The sequence below is a fragment of the Actinomyces wuliandei genome (genome assembly GCF_004010955.1).
Classification (GTDB): Bacteria; Actinomycetota; Actinomycetes; order Actinomycetales; family Actinomycetaceae; genus Actinomyces; species Actinomyces wuliandei.
In genome coordinates this window covers 2,943,278-2,967,095 of sequence record NZ_CP025227.1, presented here as the reverse complement: position 1 = coordinate 2,967,095, position 23,818 = coordinate 2,943,278, and the positions used below count along the sequence as shown (strand labels likewise).

The window sequence follows — 23,818 nt, the reverse complement described above, 5'->3', positions numbered from 1 at the left end:
GCTAGCTTCCGGTGGCCGTCGGCGAGGCGGAGGGGGCGGGGGACCCGGAGGAGCCTGAGCCCAGGTGCCCCTGGTGGCTGCGTACCGTCTCAGCCATGTCCGAGTCGGGGGCGACCTCCAGGACCTTGTCCCAGCACTGCGCGGCCTGCTCGGTGTCAGGCGGGGACTGGGCCATGTAGAGGAAGCCCAGGTTGTACCAAGGCTCAGCGGTGTCCGGGCTGACCTGGGAGGCACGGCGCCAGTGGGTCTCCGCCTCCTCGTACTGGTTCGACTGGTACTCCGCGACACCGATGGTCAGCAGCGCGTCCACGTTGTCGGGGTCGGTGTCAAGGATCTGCTGGAGCCAGGTGATCGCGTCCTGGTACAGGGCGGCCCGCAGGTACATGACCCCCAGCTCCTGGCGGGCGGTGACGTTGGTGGGGTCGGCCTCGGCCTCAGCCTGCAGGGCGGCCTCCTGCTCGGTGTCGACCGGCTCGGCCTCGTCCATCTGGGCGATCTCCGTGGCATCCGCACCAGCCACTGAGGGGTGGTCGGCCGGCATCGTGGACCCCGCCGAGGCGTCGCCGCGCCCGGTCTGCTGGATGAGAACCACCAGGGCAGCCGACAGCAGCACCACCAGCACCAGGGTGGTGCGTGAGACCCCGCCCCTGCGGCGCCGTGGCGTCGAGGACGGTCGGCCGTGTGGTGCTGCCGGGTGCGAGGAGCCGACTTGGGAGGAACGGGCCGAGGCACCCCTCCGGGGGCGGGGCTTGGCAGTGCTGGGCGGGTCCTCGGCTGAGTCGTCCTCCGGGTCGTCAGGGAGCAGGTCGTCGGTGGGGTCGTCGGGAAGCAGGTCCTCGACGTCGGCAGCGGGCTCGTCGTCCAGGTCGTCCAGCCCAGTGGAGCCCTCCGTGCCGTCGGGCACCGCCGCAGCAGGTGGGCCGGGATCACCGCTCGCGCCCTGCGAGCCCCCGGAAGGCGCGCGGGTGGCGCCGGCAGTCTCGCGGTCCTGACTGTCACCGACGCGGGCGCCACTGTCGGCTGCCCCGGCGCCTCCGTCCTCAGGGGCGTCCTCGGCGTCGAGGCGCGCCAGCTGCTCACTGGCCCAGCCCCGGAGCCCCTCAGGGGCAGAGGAGAGGAAGGACCTGAGCTCATCGCGGCCCGGACCGGCTGAGTCACGGTCCGGGCCGCGACCCGAGCCGTTGCTGCCGGTTCCTGACCGCGCGTCGTCTGACATGACTGTCTGTGCCCTCCGTCAGTCGTCGCCACTGGGCATGTGCTGCTCCGGGATTGCCGGTCCGACCCCGTTGTCGACCTCGATACCGCGCAGCACCAGCTGCCCGGAACGGGCCCAGTCGGTCGCCTGGTTGAGGATGGAGACCGAGTAGGCGGGTGCGTGGAAGCCGCGCCCGTTCTCGGAGAACGAGTAGTCGATGACGAACTGGGCCTTGCGCTGGTAGTCGCGCGCCTTCTCCAGGTCGGCCTTGTCGGCGCTGCCGTTGTCGGTCGCGGTGGTGATGTCGGTGATCAGCGCGTCCAGGGCCGTGAAGCTGACGTTGAGCGAGCTCTGCCACGTGGTCTGGATAGTGTCCACGCGCTCGCGCATCTCCTCAGCGGTTGAGTGGTGGCAGGTCAGGCAGGAGGCGTTGATGGTCTCCTCGCTGGCCATCGGGCTCATGATCTGGTGGTTGGAGACCTTTGTCGCCCCCTCCCGGCTGTAGGCCATGTGGCAGTCGGCGCAGGTGACGCCGTTGTCCGCGTGGATGCCCTGCGACCAGGTCTCGAAGTCGGGGTGCTGGGCCTTGAGCACCTCGGCGCCGCTCTCCTCGTGGGTGAAGTCGGTCCAGCCGATGTCGTCGTAGTACTCCATCGCGTCGTAGACGGTCAGGCCGTTGTCCCACGGGAAGGTCAGGGTCTTGCCGTCCCCGGCGAAGTAGTACTCGACGTGGCACTGCGCGCACACGTAGGTGCGCATCTCCTGGTTGGTGGCGTCACGGTTGACGTCAAAGTCCTCAATGCCCTCAGCCGCCTTCGCCTCGCGGATCCCCTCGGCAAAAGCGGGGCGGGTGATGGTCAGCTCCATGGTCTGCGGGTCGTGGCAGTCGATGCAGGCGATGGAGGAGGAGGCGTGCTCGACAGCGTCCTCGTAGTCCATCGCGTTCATGGCCTCGAAGCCGGCCTGCCGGTCTCCGTCGCCCAGCTCGTCGTAGATCTCGGGCGTGGAGGCGTGGCAGTTCAGGCAGGCACCGGGCTGGTTGAAGCGCTCGTCAGTGCGCTCGGTGTACATCTGGTCCAGCAGCGCCCACTCGTGCCCACGGGGCTCGGTGTAGTCCACAGCGAAGGCGTAGCCACGCCACATCTTCTGGGCGCGGGGCTCGGACTCGATCCGGGAGATCGTGTGGTACTCGCGGGGGTCCTCAGCGGTGGGGGTGACCTCGATGAAGTCACCGTCGGTGTCCTCGACGGTCTGGCGGTACTGCTCGTACTGGAGGGGGAAGTTCTCCCCCCACACCGCCGGGTCGTAGGAGGTGTCGGTCAGCTCGACCACCTCGGTGAAGGAGGCCGCTGACTCCTGCCTGTGGGTGAAGATCGTCGTCAGCAGCCAGGTCAGAGCCGCTGTGGACACCGCGACGCTGACGAGGACCACGACCGGTACCCACCGTGACCGCGAGCGGCGGGTGCTCTTCCTCCCGGTCCTCCCGGTGCCTTTTCCGGAGTCTTTCCTGGAGCCCTTGGTGGCGGCCTGCGCGGTCGACTCTGTGGTGGACGTGGTGTCGTCCTCGTCCCCGGTCGCGTCAGCTGCGGCAGTCGTGTCTGCGTCGTCGCTGCCGCTGTCGTCCCTGCCCCCGCCCGCAGCCCGGTCAGCGGTCTGGTCGCTGTCCTGGCTGGCGGCCGGATCGACGTCCGACCCGTCGTCGCCAGGGGCGCCCGTGCCGCTGTCGTCCCTGCCGGTGTCACGCCCGGCGCTCGTGGCGTCGTCCTTCTCGGTGCTCATCTCGCGTTACCTCTCGTGCCCGACGCCGTCGTGGCAGCGGATGCACGACACCGTCTCACCCTTGTGGGCCGAACTGTTGGTGGCCTGGTCGACAAAGTCGCCATGGCAGTGGAGGCAGGCAGCCTCGGTGATGTTGCGGTTGTGCTCACGGATCTGGATGTTTTCCGGGTAGTTGTCCAGCGTGAACCGCAGCGAGTGCCAGAGACCGTTGTCGGCCTCGTTGATGTAGGTGTAGACCAGGTTGTCGTGGGGGGCGTGGCATGAGTGGCAGGTGGCCACGTCGTGGTGGCTGCCCCTCTGCCACGCCTCGTACTGCTCGTCCATGGCGTGGCAGTTGGCGCAGTTCTCCGGGTTGTCGCCCAGGTAGCCCGTCACCCCGGAGTAGTGGACCGTGAAGCCGGCCAAGCCCAGGAACACCCCCAGCATCGCGGCCAGGGCGATCCTGGTCCAGCCGGTGAAGGCGCCGGTGAGAGCGCGCCACGTCGATCTGATGCGACGCATCATGTGGCACCCCCTTGCGCTCTGTGACACCTACTCCGGCCCCCGATGCTGCCGTTGTGGCGGTCAGGTCCGAGCATGCTATGTCACATATAGGATAGCACAGAGTGTCATCAAACAGGGGGCTGGGTGCCCCGCCCCGTCGTCTGCCCGCGCCGTCAGCATGGCCCACTACCGGCTCGGGCACTTTTCACTTGTTCCGGGACGGCGGGGCCGCAGACGAGAGACCGGGTGGCGCGCCCCGGCCAGGACGCGGGCGAAAGACCAGGTGAAGACCAGGTGACGCAGGTGGCGCGCCCCGGCCAGGACGCGGACCGCCCGCTATGGTGCGGTTGTGACAGACAGCCTCCCACCTCCAGGCCACCAGGGTGGTCCGGGCCTGCGGGGACCAGCAGCGACTGCCGCAGGAGCGGCAGAGGCGCTGGCACCGGCAGGGTCGGCCGCCTCGCCGACTGCATCGCCAGCTGAGTCGACGCCAGCGGCTGCCGTGCGTCCCCGTCCCGCCTCAGCGCCGGTCTACCCGGCAGGCTCGGCCAAGCTCTCAGCCACAGAGGCCCGTAGCTGGGGGCTTGATGACGTCCTGGACGCCCTCTTCTTCGCTGCCGCGGCCCTGGCCGCCCTGTGGCTTGCCTGGCTCCTGCTCGGCTCCGGCTGGCACCTGGAGCCGTGGGCTGCCCTCAACGTCGTCCTCTTCTGGGTGGTGCTGGCCTACCTCGCCCTGCCGCGCCTGCACCAGGTGCTCACCTGGCTCTACGTCCCCGAGTACTTCATCGGGCGGACCCGCACCGCCGACGGCCTGCTGGGTGACCCGGTCAACCTTGCCCTCCAGGGCCACGAGGAGGACATCCACGAGGCCATGACAGCGGCGGGGTGGGTACGGGCCGACCCTATATCCCTGCGCACCTCGTGGAACATCGTCGTCTCCTCCCTGCTGCGCCGCTCCTACCCCGCCGCCCCGGTCTCCGACCTGCTGCTCTTCGGGCGCAAGCAGGACTTCGCCTACCAGAAGGAGGTTGAGGGCAACCCGGCCCAGCGCCACCACATCCGCTTCTGGCACGCCCCCAGCGGATGGGTCATGCCCGGGGGGCGCCGCGTGGAGTGGCTGGCGGCGGCCACCTACGACCGCTCCGTGGGGCTGTCCACCCTCACTCTCCAGGTGACTCACAAGATCGACGCCAACATCGACGTCGAGCGCAACTACGTCGTCGACGACGTGCTGTGGGCCAACCAGGCGGCGGAGCTGTCGGTGTGGCCGGACTTCTTCACCGCCTACCATGACAAGAACGGCGGCGGGGACCGGGTCGTCACCGACGGTGACCTCTATGTCCTCGACCTCAATGAGGTGGTACCAGGGCTGCGTGGCAGCAGCGAGCTGGCTGAGGCCCGGCAGGCCGAGGCGGCCCAGCGGCGCAGGCGGCCGCCCGAGCTGGTGGTCGCCGTGGTCCTGCTGGTCCTGGTGACAGTGGTCAACGTGCTCAGGCTGGTCACCTCAGGTGTCGTGGGGACGCTGGCTGACGGCCTGGAAGGGGCAGGTGTGGCCGACGAACGAGGGGCCGTGCTGACGGTCGCAGTCACGGTCACGGTCATTCTTATGGCGGCTGTGGCGGGTCTGGGGGCGGCTACCTGGTTCGGGCACCCGCGTGGACGGATCGCACTCATGGTGTTCCTGACCCTCCACATCATCAACACCATGACCCAGGTGTCGGCCGTGGGTGAGCGTCAGGCCGGATGGGGGCTGGTCGTCTCGGCGTCCCTGAGCGTCCTGGCGCTGCTGGCCATGTCCGCGCGGTCCTGCCACGAGTGGGAGCGGGCGCGCAAGACGGAGCGTCTGCGCCTGCGCGAGGCGTAACCTGTGCAGGGGCGGTGACTGCTCCCGCCGTGCCCTTGCCCCCGGGACTGCCCCGGTTGTCTCCCGTCCAGCAGCACCACCGTGAGTGATCCCGTGCCCTGTGCTGCGCGCCGGGTGAGCGGCTCACAGCGGAAGACCAGCGGTTTGCTGCACATCTTCAGACGGACCACGTCGTGTCCCCGGGTAAGTGCTGCCCGTAATAGCGCCAGAAACTGCCGGGCTTGGGAGGAAGCTGCTGGGCAAGTGCGGTCTGAGAGAAGTCGAAGATGTGCAATCCGATCTGTGCGGCACGTCTTCGGGCGGAGCAGCGTGAGCGGGGTGGCGAGACAGGGGCAGGATGCTGCGGTTTAGCCTGAAGTTGCCGGACTGAGGATGTGCAGCAGGCGTTGGGAGCGCAGCGGGAGCCTGCGTGGGAAGGGAGGCAGAGCCTGGGGGATGCGCCGGGGAGGCACTAGCCTGGGACCATGAGTGAGTTCCCAGCGGGTACCCGAGGAAGGCACGTCGACACCTCCCGCGCGGTGGACGGCCCCACCCGGCCCGCCGACGTGTCCAGACCGGGTACCGACCGTGCGTCCCGCCCGCAGGGCACGACTGCTGAGCACGTTCGTTTTGGTGTGCCCTTCAACGGCGTCCTCCCCGTCTGGCACGACGACGCCACCATCAGCTGGCACCGTCCGGTGGATGGTACTGACCTGGCTGGTGTCCTGGGCCTGGGGCTGGTGGAGACGGAGCCCGGTCCGACCTCGACCCCGCCGGGCTGGGTCGAGCACGTGGAGACCGGAACCCTGACACACGGCGGGCGGCTCCTGCACCTCAGAGCGGCCTCTCCCTCGGGCCGCCGTGCCGTCAACAACCCTGGTTCGGGAATGCCGGTAGCCCTCGGGGAGCCGCTGAGCGTCGAGCAGGCCATGGAGGGCGACTTTGACCTGGTGGGCTTTGGCATCCACGTCGGTCGCTGCATGCTGCGGGCAGCCCGTGACGGCGGGATCCTGGTCTTCGCCCTGCGTGCTCCCAGGGACCCCGAGCCGCACCACCTGCTGTCCGTTCCCGCTGAGGCTGACGACCGCGCGGTGATGACCTTCCACCTGGGCACGTTGCTGGACATGGAGGGCGGGGCGTGGGAGAAGGCGACTCGTTCGGGGGAGATGACGTTGCTGGACCTGACCGTCCCCTACTCCGACCTGGTGGCCGACCTTGGCCGGGAGGGCCAGGGGGGACAGGGAGGAGAGGAGAGGCTCGACGCGGACAAGGTGCTGGAGATGGCCCAGCCTGCTGTGCAGTGCCTGCTCAGGCCGGGATTCCCCTTCGCCCTGGGCGCCTCCATCCTCCTGCCTGAGGGCTGAGCACTGCTACGTGGGCAGTCGCCCGCGAGGGCGACACCAGCCCGCAGACGGTGAGCGCCCCTGTGTGGGTGGGGCTCCGGCCTGGCGCCTGCCGGGACTGCTGCCACGAGACCCGCCCCTGTGCTGCGGGCGGGACAGTCATCAAGTCCCGTAAAACCTCCGTTTCCGGCATCATAGGGGGTATGCGTGATCTCTCTGTCCCCACCGTTCCCTCACGATCCGTCCAGACGCGTATGGCCCAGGAGACCGTCGAGCGCCAGGCTGCAGCGGGGGCTGCCGCCTGCCTCCCGGAGGGCGTTGGTGCTCCGTCGGTCCTGAGGCGACGGTTGAGGGAGGCTGTGGAGGCGCTCGGCCCGGAGCTGGTCGCGCTGTCCCACGACATCCACGAGCATCCTGAGACCGGCTACCAGGAGTACCACGCTGTTGCGGCTGTGGCCGACCTTCTGCGTCGTCACGACCTGGAGCCCCAGGTTGGCGTCTACGGCATGGACACGGCACTGAGGGCGCAAGCGGGGCGGACGGGCGCCTGTGCCCCGACGATCGCGATCCTGTGTGAGTACGATGCCCTGCCCGGCATCGGTCACGGCTGCGGCCACAACGTCATGTGCGCCAGCTCAGTGGGCGCGTTCCTCGCGCTGGCGACCCTGGACCGGGAGGGTCAGGAGGGGCAGGAGCGGTCGGGTCTGCTGCCGGGGTGCGTCGTGCTGCAGACCACCCCGGCGGAGGAGAACTCGACCGCCAAGGAGGTCCTGGCCACCCGAGGCATGTTGGACGGCGTCGGTGCCGCTGTCCAGACCCACTCTTACGCCGCCGACGTCACACGTCAGACCTGGCTGGGGGTGCGGCGCCTGAGCGTCGTGTTCCACGGGGTACCTGCCCACGCCTCCTCCCAGCCGTTCATGGGGCGTAACGCGCTGGACGCTGCCACCCTGGCCCTCACCGGGTTCGGTCTGCTGCGCCAGCACATGCTGCCCATGGACCGCCTCCACGCCGTGGTGGTGGACGGCGGCGAGGTCGCCAACGTCATCCCGGAGCGCGCTGAGCTGGCCGTCATGGTGCGCTCGAAGTACCCCGAGACTCTCAAGGAGATCGTCACCCGGGTGGAGGAGGTGCTGTACGGGGCGGCGCTCATGACCGGTACGGGCGTGGAGATCAGCACCGACCCGTTCACCAACGAGATGCCGGTGCGTGACAACGTCCCGCTCCTGGAGTCGTGGGTGCGCTCCCAGCGCGAGCGGGGCCGTGACCCTCTGCCTGCTGGTGTGCTCAGCGAGACGATTGCCGCTGGGACGGACTTTGGCAACATCTCCCAGCGTGTGCCCGGGATCCACCCGCTTGTCAAGGTGACCGAGGGGCCTGACGTCGCGCTTCACACACGTCAGATGGCGGAGGCTGCTGCCTCGCCCGCCGGGGACGCGGCTGTGGTGGACGGGGCCTATGGGCTGGCTGCAGTGTCCCTGGACTGGCTGTGCGACGCCGGTTTGCGCGAGGCGGTCCAAGCAGACTTCGAGGCCAGCGGCGGTGTCGTGGACGTGGAGGGGTTCTGGGCGAGGTAGGTGGCGGGCCAGCGGGGAACGCTGGTCCCGGTCAGGTAGAGGTCCTGGTGGTGAGTACGCCCTGGTCTGCTGGTCGGGAGTGCCTCCCTGGTTCTGCCTGGACGCCTCCCCCCCCCCCCCAGTAGTTGCACATCTTCGTGCGGATGCGGGAGGTCAGGCAGGTGGGACGGCCGAGGAGACCGCAGGATGCCCATACGCTGGAACTTGGAGGCGGGGGTGAAGATGTGCAGACTCAGGCGTGGTGCACATCTTCACGTTGGTTTGCCTACGCCCAGCTGAACGGCGGCCCGGGACGTCGCGGACCATGGCCTAGGCGGTGAGCAGAGGGCGGGTGAAGATGTGCAGGTCCGGGGGAGCTCTGGGTGCCTGGTCGAGGGCGGATTCCGGGCGTACCCCGGTACGGAGCAGTGGGAGCGACTGGGGTCACAGTCGACAGACGCTGGGGGTCCTAGGAGGGGTAAGAGGCTCGAGGCCTGCTACGCCGGCCAGCGCGGCCCGCACCAGGCCAACAACCTGTTCCCGGCCTGCCATCACGTGCTCGTAGGCCATCCTTAGTGGGATGATCCCGCGGGCAAGCAGTGCCTGGTCCCGCTCGTGGTCGATGCGGATCTGCGTGGGTGTGTGGTGGTACCCGAACCCGTCGGTCTCCACGTCGAGCACCTCCTCCACCAGGAGGTCCAGCTCGCCCACACCATCAATGACCACACCTGCGCGAACCCGCATCCCGGCCTCGCGCAGGTAGGTACGCGCTATCGTCTCCAGGATGGAGCGCGCGTGGGCATCGCCCTGGGTGAGCAGGCGGCGGGCGTGTGCTGCGCGCTGGCCCGTGAGCAGGTCCCTCACCTGGTCAACGGTGACATGTTGCTGGTTCAGTGCTGAGTCAAGGATGGCCAGGGAGTCCAGGTCCTCCACGTCCGGGCACATCAGTGCCCTGGCCACGGTCTCTACCGGGGTGACTACCGGGAGGCCCTCCACCGTGGCCGGTGTCAGGTGCCGCTCCCGGTGGATGCGTACGGCCCGCGTCGGACGGGAGCGGGTGCTGCGGATCCCGTGGTTGTGCCGTAGCGCCAGGTGGGTGCGTACGGGGGCGTCACGTGTTGGGTAGCCGTAGACCCGGGCCGCGCTCACACAGGTCAGGTAGCCCCGGAATCGGCGGGCTGCTACCGCGCGACGGTCGGCGCCGGGCAGCTGGTAGAAGCTGCGCGCGGAGCGGATGAGGAGACCCAGATCGGCAGCAGCGCGCAGTGCTGCCAGGTCGGTGGCCGAGTGCGGGATCTCGTCAAGGTAGGCGGCTCCCCCGGCCTGTGTGATGGTGGCGATCACAGGGTGCGAGGTGAGGTCGATGGGCTTGCCCTGCGTGGGTTGAGAAGTCACTTTCATAGTGTTTAAGACGATTTGATCGTGTTTCAAATTGTTCTAAGCGTCTGTGGATACCTCCGTTCTCTCCCCTGTGTTGCACATCTTCGCAGCCTCAGCCCTGGGGCTGGTGGCAGACAGCCTTGCAGTCCTGCGGTCCGTGCTACCGGAGACGTCGCGACGTGGTCTGATGATGTGCAGCAGCTTCCTCGCTGCACATCATCAGACCACGAGTGGGGCCAGGAGGCCCGGAAGTCTGCGACTGGTACACTCCTTGCGGGTCCTGGGGCGGCCGAAGATGTGCAGCAGGGAGGTTGGCCAGGCGACGACCGGCAGACATAAGGGCACGGGAGACAATGAAGTCATGACTGTCTCAAGCACACCTGTTGCCCTTCCGCCACCCCAGACTGACGGCCTGTACCAGGTCATGCTGGTCTGCACCGGCAATATCTGCCGTTCCGCCATGGCAAGGGTGGTGCTGTGCGACCGCCTCGCTGCAGTAGGGGTGGCCAAGGGGCCGGGTGGCGGAGGCGCGGCCCTGCCCGCCCCCTCCGACCGGTTGCCTGGCTCCGGCCGACCGGGCCCGTCCCGGTCGGCCGCCTCCCCGCACACTGACTCGTGGCGGGCACCCGTGGCCGGGACCAGTGTCGTGCTCCTGTCGGCAGGCATCTCCGACGAGGAGCGCGGCAACCCTATTGACCCCCGGGCGCGGCGCGTGCTGACCGAGGCGGGCTACACCAGCCCGGAGGCCTCCGAGGCCATCGCGACCCACCGTGCCCGCCGCATCAGCGACGCTGAGATCACAGGCAGCGACCTCCTCCTGGCCATGACCGCCCACCACTGGCGTGAGCTGCGGCGCCGGGGTGAGCGCCTGGGCGCCGACCTCTCGCGTGTGATGATGTACCGGGCGTTGGATCCTGAGGTGTCGCTTGACCACTCGGGCGCGTCGCCGGTACCCGGTACCGCCGCGGTCCCGGAGGTGGTACCGGACCTTCCTGATCCCTGGTACGGGTCCGTGGAGGACTTTGCCGACACTCTCCAGGTGGTTGAGCGTGTCAGCGACGGGCTGGCTGCACGGCTGCGGTCCTGGACCTGAGGCTGCCGGGCGCTCAGCCCAGCCGGGCGTGCAGCCACTCGGTGACGGAGGCCAGGTACTGTGCCCGGGCGGCGGGCCGGGACAGCGCCAGGTCGTGGACTCCCTCGGGGATCTGGCAGACCGTCACGTCCGGTCCCAGGAAGGGTGCGCGTGCCAGCATCTGCTCCACTGACAGCACGATGTCGCTGCGCTGGGCCTCCTCGACCGTCGGTGGTATCCGCCCGGTGGTCGTCGAGCAGCACAGCAGGACAGGCTCCTGGATGCCCGGGCCGTGGTGTACCTCGCGGTGCAGACGGCGGACCGCTGTCAGGAAGCCGGCGCGTGCCGGGAAGGACACTGCTGGCTTGAGGGCCAGGTCCCAGTCCCAGGTTCCCTCCCAGCGCTGGTGCAGAGCACGTACGTAGATGTCGACGGCGCCGGGCCCGTACCCCGCGCTGCGGGGGTCGGGGATGACCCGGTCGGGGTCGTGACGGGACAGGAGGTCCACGAAGGCGGTTCCGTAGGAGCGCATGAACGCGGAGGCCTGGAGGTCCAGCCAGGGCGAGTTGAGGACCACGGCCTGCACTGTGGCCGGGTGGTCGGCCGCCCAGATGACTGCCTGCAGGCCACCGGTGGAGTGCCCGTTGAGGACCACGGTGTCGTGCCTGTGCTCGGAGCGGATGATGTGCAGCGCCCTGGCGATCTCCTCGTCGTGGACGCGGAGGTCGCGCACGCTGTGGGGGTGTGGGTGCCCGGCCCCGGCCCGGGCGCAGGAGCGCAGCTCAAGGGCGTAGAACTCGTAGCCCGCCTCCAGGTAGGTCTGGGCCAGGTGGGTCTGGAAGAAGTAGTCGCTGTGGCCGTGGATGTAGAGCACGGCCTTGGCGTGTCGCGGCGCGCCCTCCTGCCCGGCCTGGTGCTGGTGGACCAGGACGGCGTGGTGGGCGCCGGGCGCCTTCCGGGGTGACTCCTGGACAGGGACGCGCCGGGCCACCCACGGGTCTCCCAGGATGTCAGGTGTGACACTCTCAGCGAGGGAGTCGGCGGCGGACGAGGACGGTTCGGGACTCATAGCGTGATCCAAGCACAGTCCTCGACGTGCGGAGGCGTCGCGGGGGGTGTGCCCGCTTGCGGGATGTCCTTCTGCGGGCGGGCGCAGGGCAGCGGCCGCCTGGGGAGGGTCGAGTGGCAGGGAGGGCCAGGCGTCTGGTTCTGCGCACGGCAGTGCCCAGGCGGGGAGGGCGCCGCCGAGGAGCCACACCCTGCCGTAGAGGCCGGACGTGCAGTGCCCAGGCGGGGAGGGCGCAGCCTGGTCGTGGGGCGGACGTGTGCGCCGTGGCATGGGTGCGGGAGCCCTGAGGGTGTCAGCTTGCCCTCGGGGTCCGGGGTGCGTAACGTATGACCGACCATCCAGAGCAGCCGAGAGACCTGGCTCGCTGACGTTGCAGCAACCCCCTTCGCGGTGCGGGTGCTTCCGCCAGGACCGATGGAGGTAGGTAGTGAGCGGACCAGCTGTGAGCCCCCCGGACGACAGGTCAGCCCACCGGAAGGGGTCTGGTGGCTCCAGCCAGGCTGGGAGGCGTGGTGGGCAGACAGCCCCCGGCCCCCGGGAGGCTGCAGGTGCGTCCCTGTCCTCTGTGTCTTCAACCCCCGGGGAGGACGCCCCGGCGTCGCCCGACCCGATGATCTCGCTGAAGGACGTCCGCAAGGTCTACCGCCTGCGTGCAGGGGTGGAGGTGCGTGCCCTGGACGGGCTGAGCCTCGACGTCGCCCCCGGGACCATCCACGGCATCGTCGGGACCTCCGGGGCGGGCAAGTCCACGCTGGTGCGCTGCCTGACCTCCTTGGAGCGTCCCACTGAGGGACGTATCCGTGTCGCCGGGCAGGACATGACCTCCCTGTCCGCCCGCCAGCTGCGTGAGGCCCGCCGTCGCATCGGGATGGTTTTCCAGCACGCCAACCTCCTGGACCAGCGCACCACGGCGCAGAACATCGCCTACCCCCTGGCCCTGGCGGGTGTGCCCAGGGGGCAGCGCCGCCAGACTGTTGAGCGCATGCTTGAGCTCGTGGGGCTGGCTGACCGGGGTGCCTCCTACCCGGCTCAGCTCTCCGGCGGCCAGAAGCAACGCGTCGGTATCGCCCGGGCGCTGGCCGACGACCCCGACGTCCTGCTGTGCGACGAGCCCACCTCCGCCCTGGACCCGGAGACCACGCGCTCTATCCTGGGGCTCATCAGGGACGTGCGTGACGCCCTGGGCCTGACCGTCATCATCATCACCCACGAGATGAGCGTGGTCCGCCAGGTCTGTGACGCGGTGAGCCTGCTGGAGGCGGGCCGGGTCGTGGAGGGCGGCCGCCTGGAGGACGTCGTGCTGGACACATCCTCCCGGCTCTCCCGTGAGGTGGTTCCTCTCCCCGCCGTCCCTGAGGCTGCTCGCGCCTCCGGGGACGCGGTCCTTGACGTGTGCGTCACGGCGCACCCGGGCGAGCCGGCGGCGGTCGCCCTGATGTCGATGGTCGCCGAGCTGGGCGGGGACATCGCCTCCGGGGTCTTTGAGACGGTCGGCGCGGCCCAGATCGGCCGTCTGGCCGTGACCGTTCCCGCTGCCCAGGCGTCGCGCTGTGTCACCGCGTTGCGCCAGGCCGGTATTACTGCGGAGGTACGAGCGTGAGTCTTCTTGTGGGTGTCTCTGCTGCCGCGCACGGCTCCACGCAGGCGGCCCTGGGTGTGCTGGGCCCTGCGGTCCTGGCCGCCAGCAGACAGGACCAGACGTGGCAGAACAACCCGGTGTTCGAGCGCAGGCTCCTCAGTGCGGTCACCGAGACGATGCAGATGACCCTTGTCTCAGGGTTCCTGACAGTCGTCCTGGGGCTGCTCCTGGGACTGGCGCTGGTGACGACGGGCACGCGTGGCCAGCACCGCAACCGTCCTCTCTACGAGGTCCTCTCCTTCGTGGTCAACGTCGGGCGCTCCATGCCCTTCATCATCCTCATGGTCGCTATCGCCTCCCTGACGCGGCTGATCGTGGGCACCTCCCTGGGCTGGCAGGCCGTCTGCGTCCCGCTGACCATCGGGGCGATCCCCTTCTACGCGCGCCTGGTGGAGACGGCGGTCAACAACGTGGACCACGGCAAGGTTGAGGCGGCTCTCATGATGGGGGCCTCCGGGACCCAGATCACCTGGGGGGTGCTGGTCCGAGAGGCGCTGCCCACCCTCATCCAGTCGGCCACGGTGACCCTGATCGCCCTCCTGGGCTACACCGCCATGGCGGGCACCATCGGGGGCGGGGGGCTGGGGGACCTTGCCATCCAGTACGGCTACAACCGCAGCATGTCCGACGTCATGGTCGTCTCCGTCGTCCTGATCCTGCTGATCGTCGCTGCCATCCAGCTGGTTGGCGACATGCTCAGCCGGCTGGTGGACCACCGCTGAGGAACCACCAGCCGGAGGAACGGCGAGCCGTCTGGGGCCTGGGCCGCTGCCGGGGGCTGACGCCCCACTCACGGCAGTGACCGCCCGGCACCCCGGTACGGCACCCGACCTCGGCGGCGGTCGGCCTGTGCGGGCGACTGCCTACCTGACACCCTGCAGCTGCCGTGGCCAGGGCCTTGTCGGCCTGGGACCCACGGCTCGCACCCGAAAGGACCTCTCACATGTCTTCCATTTCTCCTGTCTCCCCCGGGCGCCGCGTGGGGACGGCTCCGGACACGTCGCCCGGCCTGACCCGTCGTGCCTTCTCCACCGGGCTCGTCGTGGCTGTCGGGGCGACCCTGGCCGCCTGCGGCAGCAGCTCGGGGCCGGTCCCCGGTACCGAGGAGCAGGGCGACGACGTCGTCATCTCGGTCGGGGCCACGCCCGTCCCCCACGTGCAGATCCTGCAGTACGTCCAGGACAACCTGGTGGAGGGCAGTGGCATCAGCCTGGACATCGTGGAGATCAACGACTACCAGACGCCGAACACCTCCCTCAACGATGGCGACCTGGCCGCCAACTTCTACCAGACCCCCAACTTCCTGGAGCAGCAGATTGACGAGAAGGGGTACGACTTCGTCAGTATCGCCGACGTCCACATCGAGCCCCTGGGCCTGTACTCCTCTGAGCACACCTCGGTGGACGACCTCCCCGAGGGAGGGCTCATCCTGCTCAACAGCGACCCTGCCAACACAGCCCGCGGGCTGCAGCTGCTGGCCGACAACGGGCTCATCGAGCTGGACGACTCCGTCGAGATGCCCGGCGTCAACGACGTCACCTCCAACCCGAAGAACTTCGAGTTCGAGACCGTGGACGGGGCGCAGACGGCCGCCTCGATGCCTGACGCCGCCGCTGCGGTCATCAACGGCAACTACGCGATCGACGCGGGCCTGAGCCCTAACGAGGACTCGCTGCTCCTGGAGACGGCCGAGGGCAGCCCGCACGTCAACCAGCTCGTCGTGCGTGCTGGGGACCGGGAGGAGCCGAGCCTCCAGAAGCTCGCCGAGCTCCTTAACCACGATGACGTGCGCGCCTTCATTGAGGAGAACTGGAGCGACGGCTCCGTGCTGCCCGCCTTCTGAGAGGGTTCCAGGAGGCTTCAGCTGCGTGGGGGCCGGGCCGCCACGGGCTGCTGCCCGTGGGCCGGGCTCCGGTGCCCTCTGCCGGGGAGCGGTCGCTGTGCGGCCCTCCCGGGCAGAGGGCACGTGCCTTGCTGCTGCTCTTGCTCCCCTGGCTGGCGTGCGGCCCTCCCGGGCAGGGAGGTGCGTCCCGCTTCATCGCCTCCGTCTCGACTGGAACGGTGCGGCCCTCCCGGGCAGGGAGGTGCGGCTGCGTACAGGTGTCGCTCGTGGGAGACGGGGCAGAGTCTCCGGCCCGTGGCCGGGGAGTCGGGCGTCGTGGTCCTGGCACTCCTGAGGTCCCGTGAGATGGTGGGGTCGTGGAGGAGCCGAGGGACCCTGCTGCCACCGTGGCAGGAAGAGCGGGGGCTCGCGTATGAGGCGCGTGCCCTGGGCATGGGGCCGTCCCCCCGCACTCGGTCGAGAATTGCTTTTGCATGCTCTCTCCTGAGCCTGCTGGGCTGGACCTCGTTGACCAGCGGCACCATAAGAGCCGCTTGCTCATCCGTGGTTGCCGTCGTTGCGAACAACGGCGAGCTGCGGTCTCAGGCGGCGTTCGTCCTGTTCGGAGTAGTCTTGTAGCCGTCCGCGCCCTGCGGGAAAGCGTTGGCCGGACCTAGTCCACGATCCCGTAGAGGCGGTCTCCGGCGTCGCCCAGGCCCGGCACGATGTAGGCGTGCTCGTTGAGGCTGTCGTCCACGGCTGCGGTCACCACGGTGACGTTGGCGCGCTGGCCGACCGCCGCCTCCAGGGTGGACACGCCCTCGGGGGCGGCGATGAGGCAGATGGCGGTGACATCGCGGGCGCCGCGCTCCAGCAGGTAGTCGATGGCTGCGACCAGGGTGTGCCCGGTGGCGAGCATCGGGTCGATGACGAAGCACTGGCGTCCCGACAGGTCCTCGGGCAGGCGGTTGGCGTAGGTCTCGACCTCAAGGGTGTCGTCGTCGCGCTTCATGCCCAGGAACCCGACCTCGGCTGTGGGCAGCAACCGGGTCATGCCCTCCAGCATGCCCAGGCCGGCGCGCAGGATCGGCACCACGATAGGGCGGGGGTCGGCCAGGCGGCGGCAGTGGGCCACGGCCACGGGGGTGGTGATGTCCACCTGCTCGGTGCGCACCTCCCGTGTGGCCTCGTAGGCCAGGAGGGTCACGAGCTCGTCTACCAATGGGCGGAAGACCGCCGAGGGCGTCCTGGCGCTACGCAGGACAGAGAGCTTGTGGTTGATGAGCGGGTGGTCGGCAACGAGCAGGCGCATGGGACCAGGGTACGGTCCCGGCCTGTGTCAGGCCTGGCAAGTGCTGCTGCGAGGGTGCTGGGCCGGCACAGCGAGGATGCTGCACATCTTCACTACGTCCTCCACCTGGGCGTGTACTGTGTCGCGCCAAGAAATGCTGAAATGATGCGGATCAGGTATGAGTGTGCAGGCTGCGTGGCATCCCAAGATGTGCGGCTGGTACCCCAGGAGGCTCGTACCTCACGGGGTGTCACGAGTCGTGCGTGTCGTCTCAGAAGACCTGGCAGTACCGGGGCACCTGGGAGGACGGTGGTGACTGCGCGCCACGATGGACGGTCCACCTCCAGGCTTGTACTGATCGGTACAAGTCCGCTAGGCTTGTCTGTACTGGTCGGTACAAGACAGTCTGGAGGAGCCTGGTTTGGAGAAGCGTGGTGTGATGTGGGTGCGAAGCCTTGTGCATGGGGCTGGCTCTTCTCGCCTGTCCTCCTGGGTGCGGTCGCCATCGTGGTGGTCGGCTTGGTCTTTCACCGCCTCACGGGAACCGTCTGCCCGACTCGCGTGGCAGTGACTGCCGCGACTGCCGCGCCGACGACGACGCATGGCAGAGTGTGAGGCCGTGGCAGATCGGATGCGGGTACGGGCGCAGCTGGCAGAGCTGTTCCGCGAACGAGGATTCGCGGCGACCTCACTGCCGGAGATCAGTGAGGCAACAGGGCTGGGAAAAGGAAGCCTCTACCACCTGTTTCCCGGCGGCAAGCAGCAGATGCTCACCGAGGTCGTCGCCGACGTCAACGACTGGTTCGAGCGGCACATCTTCTCGCCCTTGGAAGACCCGCGTCCCGGCCTGGGAGCAATGTTCGACGCTGTGAGTACCTATTTCGACTCAGGCCGGCGGCTCTGCCTCATAGGCCGTATCGGCCTCGAACCAGGGCTGGAGGGGCTCTCCGCAGCCCTTTCAGACTACTTCGCCAGGTGGCGCTCTGTGCTCAGCGCGGCACTGCTCAGCCTGGGCTACTCCGGTGACGATGGCGATGACTACGCCGAGCAGATTATCGTCAGCATTCAGGGTGCGCTCATCCTGGCTCACGCCCAGGACGACCCGACAGTCTTCACCCGTACCATCGCCCGGCTCCGCGCCACCGTAGGAGCGTAGAGCCGTTGCGCTCGGCTGAACTTCTGGTCCGCTGCACAAGGTGGCGCGCCGGGAGGTACGCGGCTGGCGCAGCCTGGGCCGGAGTGCGCCACCCACTGCGGTGGCGCCAGTACGGTGAAGGAGTCACCTGCGGGCACTCCGGGGCGACACTCCGGGGCGATGTGGCCTCTGGTGATGTGAGGCTCCCGGGGGTGCGCGCAGGGACGTTGACGGCTCCACCGGGAGCTGCCAGAGGACCACGGAGGACTGCCATGACCACCCAGACCATTCCGGACATCATTCTCAACAACGGCGTCACTATCCCGCAGATCGGCTACGGCGTCTTCCTGACCCCGCCGGAGGAGACGGAGCAGGCGGTGCGCGATGCCCTGGAAGTTGGCTACCGCCACATCGACACCGCCCAGGCCTACCGCAACGAGGCTGGTGTGGGGGCGGCCGTGGCCGCCTCCGGCCTGCCGCGCGAGGAGGTCTTCCTGACCACCAAGGTGTGGATCTCCAACGCCGGGGAGGAGCGGGCCGCCCGTTCCATCGAGGGTTCCCTGCGTCGTCTGGGGACCGACTACATCGACCTGCTCCTGGTCCACCAGCCCTTTGGCGACTACTACGGCACCTACCGCGCCATGGAGAAGGCCCTGGAGGCAGGCAAGGTGCGTGCCATTGGTGTGTCCAACTTCTATCCCGACCGCTTCGTGGACCTGGCAGGCAACGTGGACGTGGCCCCGGCGGTCAACCAGATGGAGACCCACGTGTTCAACCAGCAGGTGGACAACCGCACCTGGTACGCCAAGTACGGCACCGCGCTGGAGTCCTGGGGGCCGCTCGCCCAGGGGAGGAACAACATCTTCACCCACCCGGTGCTTTCCAGCATCGGGGAGAAGCACAGCAAGAGCGCTGCCCAGGTTGCCCTGCGCTACCTGCTGCAGCGTGACGTCATTATTATCCCCAAGTCGGTCCACCGGGAGCGCATGGTCTCCAACCTCGACATCCTCGACTTTGCTCTGGACGAGGCTGACCTGGAGACGGTCGCCACGCTCGACGAGGGCCACAGCCTGACTGTGGACCACCGCGACCCTGAGTTCATCGGCTACCTGGCGACCTACCAGGTCGAGGAGGACTGACCCCCCGTCATGCTGCACATCTTCGGCTGGCGGGCTTGGGGTGGAACCGCAAGAACATGCGGTTCCACCCCCCAGCGCGTCCTACCAACCGCCACATTCCTCTGCCAAAATGTGCAGCAGGCTCTCCGGTGCACATCTTGGACGGCCTCTGCCTTTTCCTGAGGCGGGCAAAGGTGGAACCGGCCCCGGAAATCCAGGGGATCTAGCGGGTAGTTCTTGGTGGCTCCGGGGCTGCCGTCTGAAGATGTGCAACCATGAGGGTGCAACTGCGTGGGTGTGCCTCGCGTGTGGCAGGCTGTGCCGCGCCTACTGGGCGGAGCCGCCTGAGGCCCGGGCTGCGGTCTCGGTGAAGCCGAGGTACTCCAGCCAGCGCTCGTAGTGGTCCAGGACGTCGTGGGCTACCTGGTCGGCGGACCAGTCCATGAGGTCGTAGCCCTGGCCGCCCCCGCTGGGACGCACCTCCAGGCGCACGGTCAGGTCGTCGGCCTCGTGGACCACAGGGCCGTAGGCGGGCACGGGAGCCTGGACCATGCGGACCACGTAGCGGAAGGAGTCCAGCCCGCTGGAGCGCTCGTAGTCGGTGTCGAGGGAGTCCTCGCCCTCCGCGGACTCGCCAGCCTCGGTCGCACTGACGACAAGGGTGGCGCGTCCCAGGAAGTTGCGCTCGTCGTCGGGGTCCTGGGCCTCCTCACCCTCGACGACCACCTCAGCGAGCAGGTTCTCCTTGCGCAGCTCGGTGGCCACGGCCTCCAGGGCGGGGACGATGCGGTTGTCCAGCGCCCGTTTAGCGCGGGCCGGGGAGACTGTGTTGAAGGTGTGGGAGAGCCGGTCCTGCCATGAGATGCGTTTGAGTCCGGCGGCGGTCCCGGTCAGGCCCAGGCTGCGGTTGCGGTAGGCCTGCGAGCGGGTGACGCTGTGGCTGGCCTCGGTACGCAGCGCCTTCCACAGGCAGAACATGACCATGATGATGACGCCGGAGAAAGGCAGGGCCATGACGATGGTGGCCTGCTGGAGGATCGGGATGCCGCCCGCCACGAGCATGGCGATCGTGAGGACACCGACCAGGCTGGCCCAGAAGATCCGCAGCCAGGCAGGGGCGTCCTCCTTCTCGGAGCGTACGTGGCTGGACAGGCTGGCCATGACCAGGGCGCCGGAGTCGGCGCTGGTGACGTAGAAGAGGATGCCGATGAACAGTGCCAGAGCGACGAGGAAGGTGCCCCCGGGAAGGTGGGTGAGCAGGGTGTAGAGCCCCTGCTCGGGCTCGTTGACGGTCAGCTCGGCGAACTCCATGTTTCCGGAGCGGATGAGGTCCAGTGCGCTGTTGCCGAAGATCGAGCTCCACATGAGCACGTAGCTGAAGGGCAGGATGAGGGCGCCGAGGACGAACTCGCGGATCGTGCGTCCGCGGGAGATGCGGGCCAAGAACATGCCGACGAAAGCGGCCCAGGCGATCCACCAGGCCCAGAAGAAGAGTGTCCAGCCGTTGAGCCACTCGGTGGGCCGGTCGTAGGCGTAGGTCTCCAGGGTCAGGGAGGGGAACTGGGTGACGAAGTCGCCAACATTACCTACGATCGCGTCGATGAGGAAGGCGGTGTCGCCGGTGACCAGGACCCACATGGCCAGGCCCACCGCGAGAAGGACGTTGATGTTGGACAGGACGCGCACACCACGGTCCACCCCGGACACGGCGGAGACGGTGGCCATGAGCACGGACAGGACGATGAGCCCGATCTGCGTGGGGGTGCCCTGGGGCAGGCCGAACAAGATGGTCAGGGCGACGTTGAGCTGGACGACGCCGACCCCCAGGGAGGCAGAGATCCCCACGGCCCCGCCGATGAGTGTGGCGGCGTCGGCGATGTGCCCCAGCACGCCGTCGGTACGGTCGCCGAGCAGGGGGCGCAGGGTGGATCGCACGGCCAGGGGCTGGTGGCGACGGTAGGCGAAGTAGGCCAAGGCCATGCCGACGATGGAGTACAGGCCCCAGCCGGTGATGCCGTAGTGCAGGAGGGTCAGGACGATGGCGTTGCGGGCGGCCTCGACCGTCTGCCCCTCCCCGGTGGGAGGCGCCATGTACTGGGCGACCGGCTCGGCCACGGCGTAGAACATGATGGCGGTTCCCACGCCGGCGGCGAAGAGCATGGCGGCCCAGGAGAAGGTGGAGAAGTCTGGGGTGGAGTTGCTGGGCCCCAGCCTGATCCTGCCGAAGCGGCTCGACAGCGCCAGGATGAGGGCGAAGAGGAGGGTGACGGTGACCAGCAGGATGTAGAAGGAGCCGAACCAGCGACCCGTCCAGGAGACTGCGCTGCTGAAGGCGTCTGACACAGTCTGGGGGAAGAAGATGGCGCTCAGGGCGATGGCGGCGATGACGATGGCGGCGGAGACGAAGACCGGGGTGTTGAGGACCTGTCGCGGCGACCGCTCAGTCTGCTGCTCCGTGGCTTCCTTGGCGGCAGCCCCGGTCGTGGGACGTGCTGGTGGCTGAGACACCGATGTGCTCCGTTCATTTCACTGTGGTTCGTGCCTGTCGTGGTGACCAAGGCAGATTCGTGCAGACCGGAGTGACCCTGGCAGGTTCGCGGGGATATGGCAACCGCAGCCCCTGCTGTAGTGCCGAAACCTAGTGGAAGGACTCTCTGGTATCTGAGGGATTTCGTGGGGTCGGTGTGAGATGTGTCTCTTTTGTTGCGCGGAGGTCTCCGCCGGGTCCTCAAGGCCGTGAGGGCGTGGTGCGTGCGGGGCTGGGACCCGCTGGGGTGCCGCTTCGGCAGGGGGAGGGGAGAGGGCGGGATACGGTGCGTGCGGGGCTGCGACGCTGGTCTGCCATCCTGGGGCTGTGGAACAGACGGCCAGGCGGGACACGACGTGGGTGACGTCGGTGACGACGGACTCCCCGGGCTCTTCCGTAGGGTTTTCTCCGGGCTCTCCGGGCTCTCCGGGCTCTTCTGCCGACTCCGCGGCCATGGCGCGGGCGCTGGAGCTCGCTGCGGCGGCGGGATCACGGGGCGAGGTCCCGGTGGGCGCGGTGGTCCTGGGGGCAGACGGCCAGGTCCTGGCCGAGGCTGCCAACGCCTGTGAGGCCGAGTGCGACCCGACGGCGCACGCGGAGGTCCGGGCGCTGCGCGCTGCCGGCGCCGTCCTCGCGGACGCCCGGCTCCAAGGGTGCACGCTGGTGGTCACGCTTGAGCCGTGCACCATGTGTGCCGGCGCTCTTGTGCTGGCCCGGGTGGCTCGGCTCGTCCTGGGGGCCTGGGAGCCCAGGACCGGCGCCTGTGGCTCAGTGCGTGACGTGGTGCGCGATGCGCGCGCCAACCACCAGGTCGAGGTGCGTGCCGGGGTGCGGGAGGAGGAGTCGGCGGCCCTGCTGGAGGAGTTCTTCTCCCGGCGCAGGACGGAGAGGCTGCCAGGGGCCTGACCGCGCTCTGGCGGAGCCCAGCCAGGCCCCGGAGGGTCAGGTGTGTGTGGCGCAGGGACGTGCTACTCGCAGGCGACGCCGTCCTTGTCCCGGTCGAGCCTGTCGCGGTACCCGGGGTCCCCCTGATAGATCGGGGTTGCTCCGGCATCTCGGGCTTCCTGGCAGTTCTCGTAGTAGACGTCTGACCGGGGTGGTTCCGCCGGTGCCTCTGGTGGGACAGGCTCGGCTGGTGCCTCGGGCTCCGGCTGGGGCGGCTCAGGTGGCGCCGGGGATGTCTCGGGTGCGGGCGTGCCTGGCTCCTGGGTGGTTGTTGCTGGCGGGTCGACGGTGGCTGTCGGAGTGGCCGCCACCGTGGGCAGGGGGCTGGCCGTTGCTGGCGCCGAGGTCGGGGCCTCGTGTCCAGAGGCGGGCGGTGGGTCCAGGCTGTCTGCCTGCCCGTCGTCGCAGCTGCCGACAGCACCGAGGCAGAGCACGAGCACGAGTGCGGCCAGCACCCGCTTGTGGCCTTCTCGTGGTCGAGATGCTGCGTCTCGGGCCGGGCTGCCTGCTGCAGGCGTGACGGGGGAGGGGGTGAGAGCGGGCATAGATGAGGGGACACCTCGAAACAATAAGTAAAGACAGAGGATAGGGCGTCCTGCTGGGACATTACGATTAATGAAACGGGAGGTCTCCGCGAGGTCTGGTGCGGCTTGCCGGAATGGTACGGAATAGTGACCAAAGTGTTGTGTGGAAGGTGTGCGAGGGTGCGCCTGGTCCGTGGGGTCGCCGTGCCTGCCACCCAGGGCTCGTGGCCCAGGTGCTGCTGTGACACACTAGGGGACCGGGATTGGCCTGCGGTGCCGCGCAGGGGTGCGGCAAGAAGTAACTGGGGGTACTGATGGATCTTCGCACCTTTCTTGACCACGTCGCCTCTGGCCAGCCGATCCGTGGCGGCAGCCCGGAGGCTGCCTTCCAGAACGCGCGTGCCGTGGAGGTCCAGCGCCTGACGGCCGAGCTCAACACCGGCTACCACGATCCGGAGGAGATCCGGGCGCTCATGGAGCGCATCACCACTCGCGCGGTTCCGGCGTCCTTCCGTCTTTTCCCGCCCTTCACCACGGACTTCGGGGCCAACATCCACCTGGGGGAACAGGTCTTCATCAACTCCGGGTGCCGGTTTCAGGACCAGGGCGGCATCTGGGTGGGGGACCGGTGCTTTATCGGGCACGACGTGGTCCTGGCGACCCTGGACCACTCCCTTGCGGTCGCCGACCGGGCCACCACCCACCCGGCCCCGATCCGGCTGGGCGACGACGTGTGGGTGGGAGCCAAGGTTGTCGTCACCAGCGGTGTCACGGTGGGGGACGGGGCGGTCCTGGCTGCCGGGGCGGTCGTGACCAGGGACGTGCCCGCGCGGACTGTTGTGGGAGGGGTCCCGGCCCGGACCATTGGGCAGGTGCCTGAGGACTGAGCCCGGTGGGTTCGGCGAGGTCACCGCTATGAGCGAGGCCTCTGCTCCGAGCAGCCCTGTGCCCCGGGACTGCTGGCTGGTGCACAGCCAGGAGGCGGCCCTTCAGGGGCGGCGTGCCGTGGAGGTCCAGTACCTGATGGCCGGGCCCGACACCGGTCAGCGGCGTGGGTGTGGTGACCCACCTCGCAGCTGCCGCCCGTTGGAGGGAGC

19 protein-coding genes and 1 riboswitch are annotated in these 23,818 nt (G+C 68.8%); of the genes, 11 read left to right on the top strand and 8 right to left on the bottom strand.

The window, feature by feature from the left end:
• Position 1: 1 nt before the first annotated feature.
• Genes CWS50_RS12290 through nrfH form a run of 3 tightly spaced genes read right to left on the bottom strand, consistent with a single transcriptional unit; the run spans position 2 to position 3,478 of the window.
• Positions 2 to 1,216, bottom strand: coding sequence for a tetratricopeptide repeat protein (locus tag CWS50_RS12290; protein ID WP_127843016.1), 1,215 nt, complete (start codon positions 1,214 to 1,216; stop codon positions 2 to 4).
• Between the two features lie 18 nt (positions 1,217 to 1,234).
• Positions 1,235 to 2,974 carry an ammonia-forming cytochrome c nitrite reductase subunit c552 gene (locus CWS50_RS12285; protein ID WP_243118349.1) on the bottom strand — a complete coding sequence of 580 codons (1,740 nt, stop codon included), beginning with the start codon at positions 2,972 to 2,974 and terminating at the stop codon, positions 1,235 to 1,237.
• A gap of 6 nt (positions 2,975 to 2,980) precedes the next feature.
• Positions 2,981 to 3,478 carry a cytochrome c nitrite reductase small subunit gene (gene nrfH / locus CWS50_RS12280; protein WP_127843015.1) on the bottom strand — a complete coding sequence of 166 codons (498 nt, stop codon included), beginning with the start codon at positions 3,476 to 3,478 and terminating at the stop codon, positions 2,981 to 2,983.
• A gap of 481 nt (positions 3,479 to 3,959) precedes the next feature.
• On the opposite strand from nrfH, the gene CWS50_RS12275 reads away from it, so the two are divergent.
• The 3 genes from CWS50_RS12275 to CWS50_RS12265 all read left to right on the top strand — a co-directional run bounded on the left by CWS50_RS12275 (position 3,960) and on the right by CWS50_RS12265 (position 8,220).
• Positions 3,960 to 5,321, top strand: coding sequence for an LssY C-terminal domain-containing protein (locus tag CWS50_RS12275; RefSeq protein WP_180342382.1), 1,362 nt, complete (start codon positions 3,960 to 3,962; stop codon positions 5,319 to 5,321).
• Between the two features lie 464 nt (positions 5,322 to 5,785).
• Positions 5,786 to 6,664, top strand: a complete 879-nt coding sequence (locus tag CWS50_RS12270) for a hypothetical protein (RefSeq protein WP_243118348.1) — start codon at positions 5,786 to 5,788, stop codon at positions 6,662 to 6,664.
• 182 nt (positions 6,665 to 6,846) lie between these two features.
• Complete coding sequence (locus CWS50_RS12265; protein WP_180342370.1) at positions 6,847 to 8,220, top strand: amidohydrolase; 1,374 nt, start codon at positions 6,847 to 6,849, stop codon at positions 8,218 to 8,220.
• A 423-nt stretch (positions 8,221 to 8,643) separates the two neighbouring features.
• Here the strand turns inward: CWS50_RS12265 and CWS50_RS12260 are convergent, their stop codons facing one another.
• Complete coding sequence (locus CWS50_RS12260; RefSeq protein ID WP_127843014.1) at positions 8,644 to 9,594, bottom strand: endonuclease domain-containing protein; 951 nt, start codon at positions 9,592 to 9,594, stop codon at positions 8,644 to 8,646.
• A gap of 412 nt (positions 9,595 to 10,006) precedes the next feature.
• Here CWS50_RS12260 and CWS50_RS12255 point away from each other — a divergent pair, with 412 nt between their 5' ends.
• On the top strand, positions 10,007 to 10,672 hold the full coding sequence (locus CWS50_RS12255) for an arsenate reductase/protein-tyrosine-phosphatase family protein (protein ID WP_423243496.1): 666 nt from the start codon (positions 10,007 to 10,009) through the stop codon (positions 10,670 to 10,672).
• 13 nt (positions 10,673 to 10,685) lie between these two features.
• On the opposite strand, the gene CWS50_RS12250 is transcribed toward CWS50_RS12255, so the two are convergent.
• Entirely contained in the window at positions 10,686 to 11,720 is a 1,035-nt protein-coding gene (locus CWS50_RS12250; protein WP_127843012.1) for an alpha/beta hydrolase, read from the bottom strand.
• A 331-nt stretch (positions 11,721 to 12,051) separates the two neighbouring features.
• A riboswitch (SAM riboswitch) is annotated at positions 12,052 to 12,141 on the top strand.
• Between the two features lie 189 nt (positions 12,142 to 12,330).
• On the opposite strand from CWS50_RS12250, the gene CWS50_RS12245 reads away from it, so the two are divergent.
• From CWS50_RS12245 to CWS50_RS12235, 3 genes are all read left to right on the top strand, one after another.
• Positions 12,331 to 13,320 carry a methionine ABC transporter ATP-binding protein gene (locus CWS50_RS12245; RefSeq protein WP_127843466.1) on the top strand — a complete coding sequence of 330 codons (990 nt, stop codon included), beginning with the start codon at positions 12,331 to 12,333 and terminating at the stop codon, positions 13,318 to 13,320.
• A 116-nt stretch (positions 13,321 to 13,436) separates the two neighbouring features.
• On the top strand, positions 13,437 to 14,081 hold the full coding sequence (locus CWS50_RS12240) for a methionine ABC transporter permease (RefSeq protein ID WP_371855160.1): 645 nt from the start codon (positions 13,437 to 13,439) through the stop codon (positions 14,079 to 14,081).
• 221 nt (positions 14,082 to 14,302) lie between these two features.
• Positions 14,303 to 15,202 (top strand): MetQ/NlpA family ABC transporter substrate-binding protein, encoded by a 900-nt coding sequence (locus tag CWS50_RS12235; RefSeq protein WP_127843011.1) that lies wholly within the window; start codon positions 14,303 to 14,305, stop codon positions 15,200 to 15,202.
• Between the two features lie 652 nt (positions 15,203 to 15,854).
• Here CWS50_RS12235 and upp read toward each other — a convergent pair.
• Entirely contained in the window at positions 15,855 to 16,493 is a 639-nt protein-coding gene (gene upp, locus CWS50_RS12230) for a uracil phosphoribosyltransferase (protein ID WP_127843010.1), read from the bottom strand.
• A gap of 580 nt (positions 16,494 to 17,073) precedes the next feature.
• Here upp and CWS50_RS12225 point away from each other — a divergent pair.
• Positions 17,074 to 17,628, top strand: coding sequence for a TetR/AcrR family transcriptional regulator (locus CWS50_RS12225; protein ID WP_206610416.1), 555 nt, complete (start codon positions 17,074 to 17,076; stop codon positions 17,626 to 17,628).
• Between the two features lie 251 nt (positions 17,629 to 17,879).
• Entirely contained in the window at positions 17,880 to 18,746 is an 867-nt protein-coding gene (locus CWS50_RS12220) for an aldo/keto reductase (RefSeq protein WP_127843009.1), read from the top strand.
• 306 nt (positions 18,747 to 19,052) lie between these two features.
• On the opposite strand, the gene betT is transcribed toward CWS50_RS12220, so the two are convergent.
• On the bottom strand, positions 19,053 to 21,233 hold the full coding sequence (gene betT, locus CWS50_RS12215; RefSeq protein WP_127843008.1) for a choline BCCT transporter BetT: 2,181 nt from the start codon (positions 21,231 to 21,233) through the stop codon (positions 19,053 to 19,055).
• A gap of 346 nt (positions 21,234 to 21,579) precedes the next feature.
• Here betT and tadA point away from each other — a divergent pair, with 346 nt between their 5' ends.
• Positions 21,580 to 22,158 (top strand): tRNA adenosine(34) deaminase TadA, encoded by a 579-nt coding sequence (tadA, locus tag CWS50_RS12210; protein WP_257494100.1) that lies wholly within the window; start codon positions 21,580 to 21,582, stop codon positions 22,156 to 22,158.
• A 62-nt stretch (positions 22,159 to 22,220) separates the two neighbouring features.
• On the opposite strand, the gene CWS50_RS12205 is transcribed toward tadA, so the two are convergent.
• The gene (locus tag CWS50_RS12205; RefSeq protein ID WP_243118347.1) at positions 22,221 to 22,652 is read right to left on the bottom strand and encodes an excalibur calcium-binding domain-containing protein; all 432 of its coding nucleotides are present in this window, start codon (positions 22,650 to 22,652) and stop codon (positions 22,221 to 22,223) included.
• A gap of 383 nt (positions 22,653 to 23,035) precedes the next feature.
• On the opposite strand from CWS50_RS12205, the gene CWS50_RS12200 reads away from it, so the two are divergent.
• Positions 23,036 to 23,608, top strand: coding sequence for a DapH/DapD/GlmU-related protein (locus tag CWS50_RS12200; RefSeq protein WP_127843006.1), 573 nt, complete (start codon positions 23,036 to 23,038; stop codon positions 23,606 to 23,608).
• Positions 23,609 to 23,818: the final 210 nt, after the last annotated feature.

Bases quoted from the DNA above. Each gene is read 5' to 3' on its own strand.
- CWS50_RS12270 (WP_243118348.1), top strand. From the start codon at position 5,786: ATGAGTGAGTTCCCAGCGGGTACCCGAGGAAGGCACGTCGACACCTCC.
- CWS50_RS12225 (WP_206610416.1), top strand. From the start codon at position 17,074: ATGGCAGAGTGTGAGGCCGTGGCAGATCGGATGCGGGTACGGGCGCAG.
- CWS50_RS12285 (WP_243118349.1), bottom strand. From the start codon at position 2,974: ATGAGCACCGAGAAGGACGACGCCACGAGCGCCGGGCGTGACACCGGC.
- CWS50_RS12265 (WP_180342370.1), top strand. From the start codon at position 6,847: ATGCGTGATCTCTCTGTCCCCACCGTTCCCTCACGATCCGTCCAGACG.
- nrfH (WP_127843015.1), bottom strand. From the start codon at position 3,478: ATGATGCGTCGCATCAGATCGACGTGGCGCGCTCTCACCGGCGCCTTC.
- CWS50_RS12245 (WP_127843466.1), top strand. From the start codon at position 12,331: ATGATCTCGCTGAAGGACGTCCGCAAGGTCTACCGCCTGCGTGCAGGG.
- CWS50_RS12250 (WP_127843012.1), bottom strand. From the start codon at position 11,720: ATGAGTCCCGAACCGTCCTCGTCCGCCGCCGACTCCCTCGCTGAGAGT.
- CWS50_RS12220 (WP_127843009.1), top strand. From the start codon at position 17,880: ATGACCACCCAGACCATTCCGGACATCATTCTCAACAACGGCGTCACT.
- CWS50_RS12235 (WP_127843011.1), top strand. From the start codon at position 14,303: ATGTCTTCCATTTCTCCTGTCTCCCCCGGGCGCCGCGTGGGGACGGCT.
- CWS50_RS12200 (WP_127843006.1), top strand. From the start codon at position 23,036: ATGGATCTTCGCACCTTTCTTGACCACGTCGCCTCTGGCCAGCCGATC.
- CWS50_RS12290 (WP_127843016.1), bottom strand. From the start codon at position 1,216: ATGTCAGACGACGCGCGGTCAGGAACCGGCAGCAACGGCTCGGGTCGC.
- upp (WP_127843010.1), bottom strand. From the start codon at position 16,493: ATGCGCCTGCTCGTTGCCGACCACCCGCTCATCAACCACAAGCTCTCT.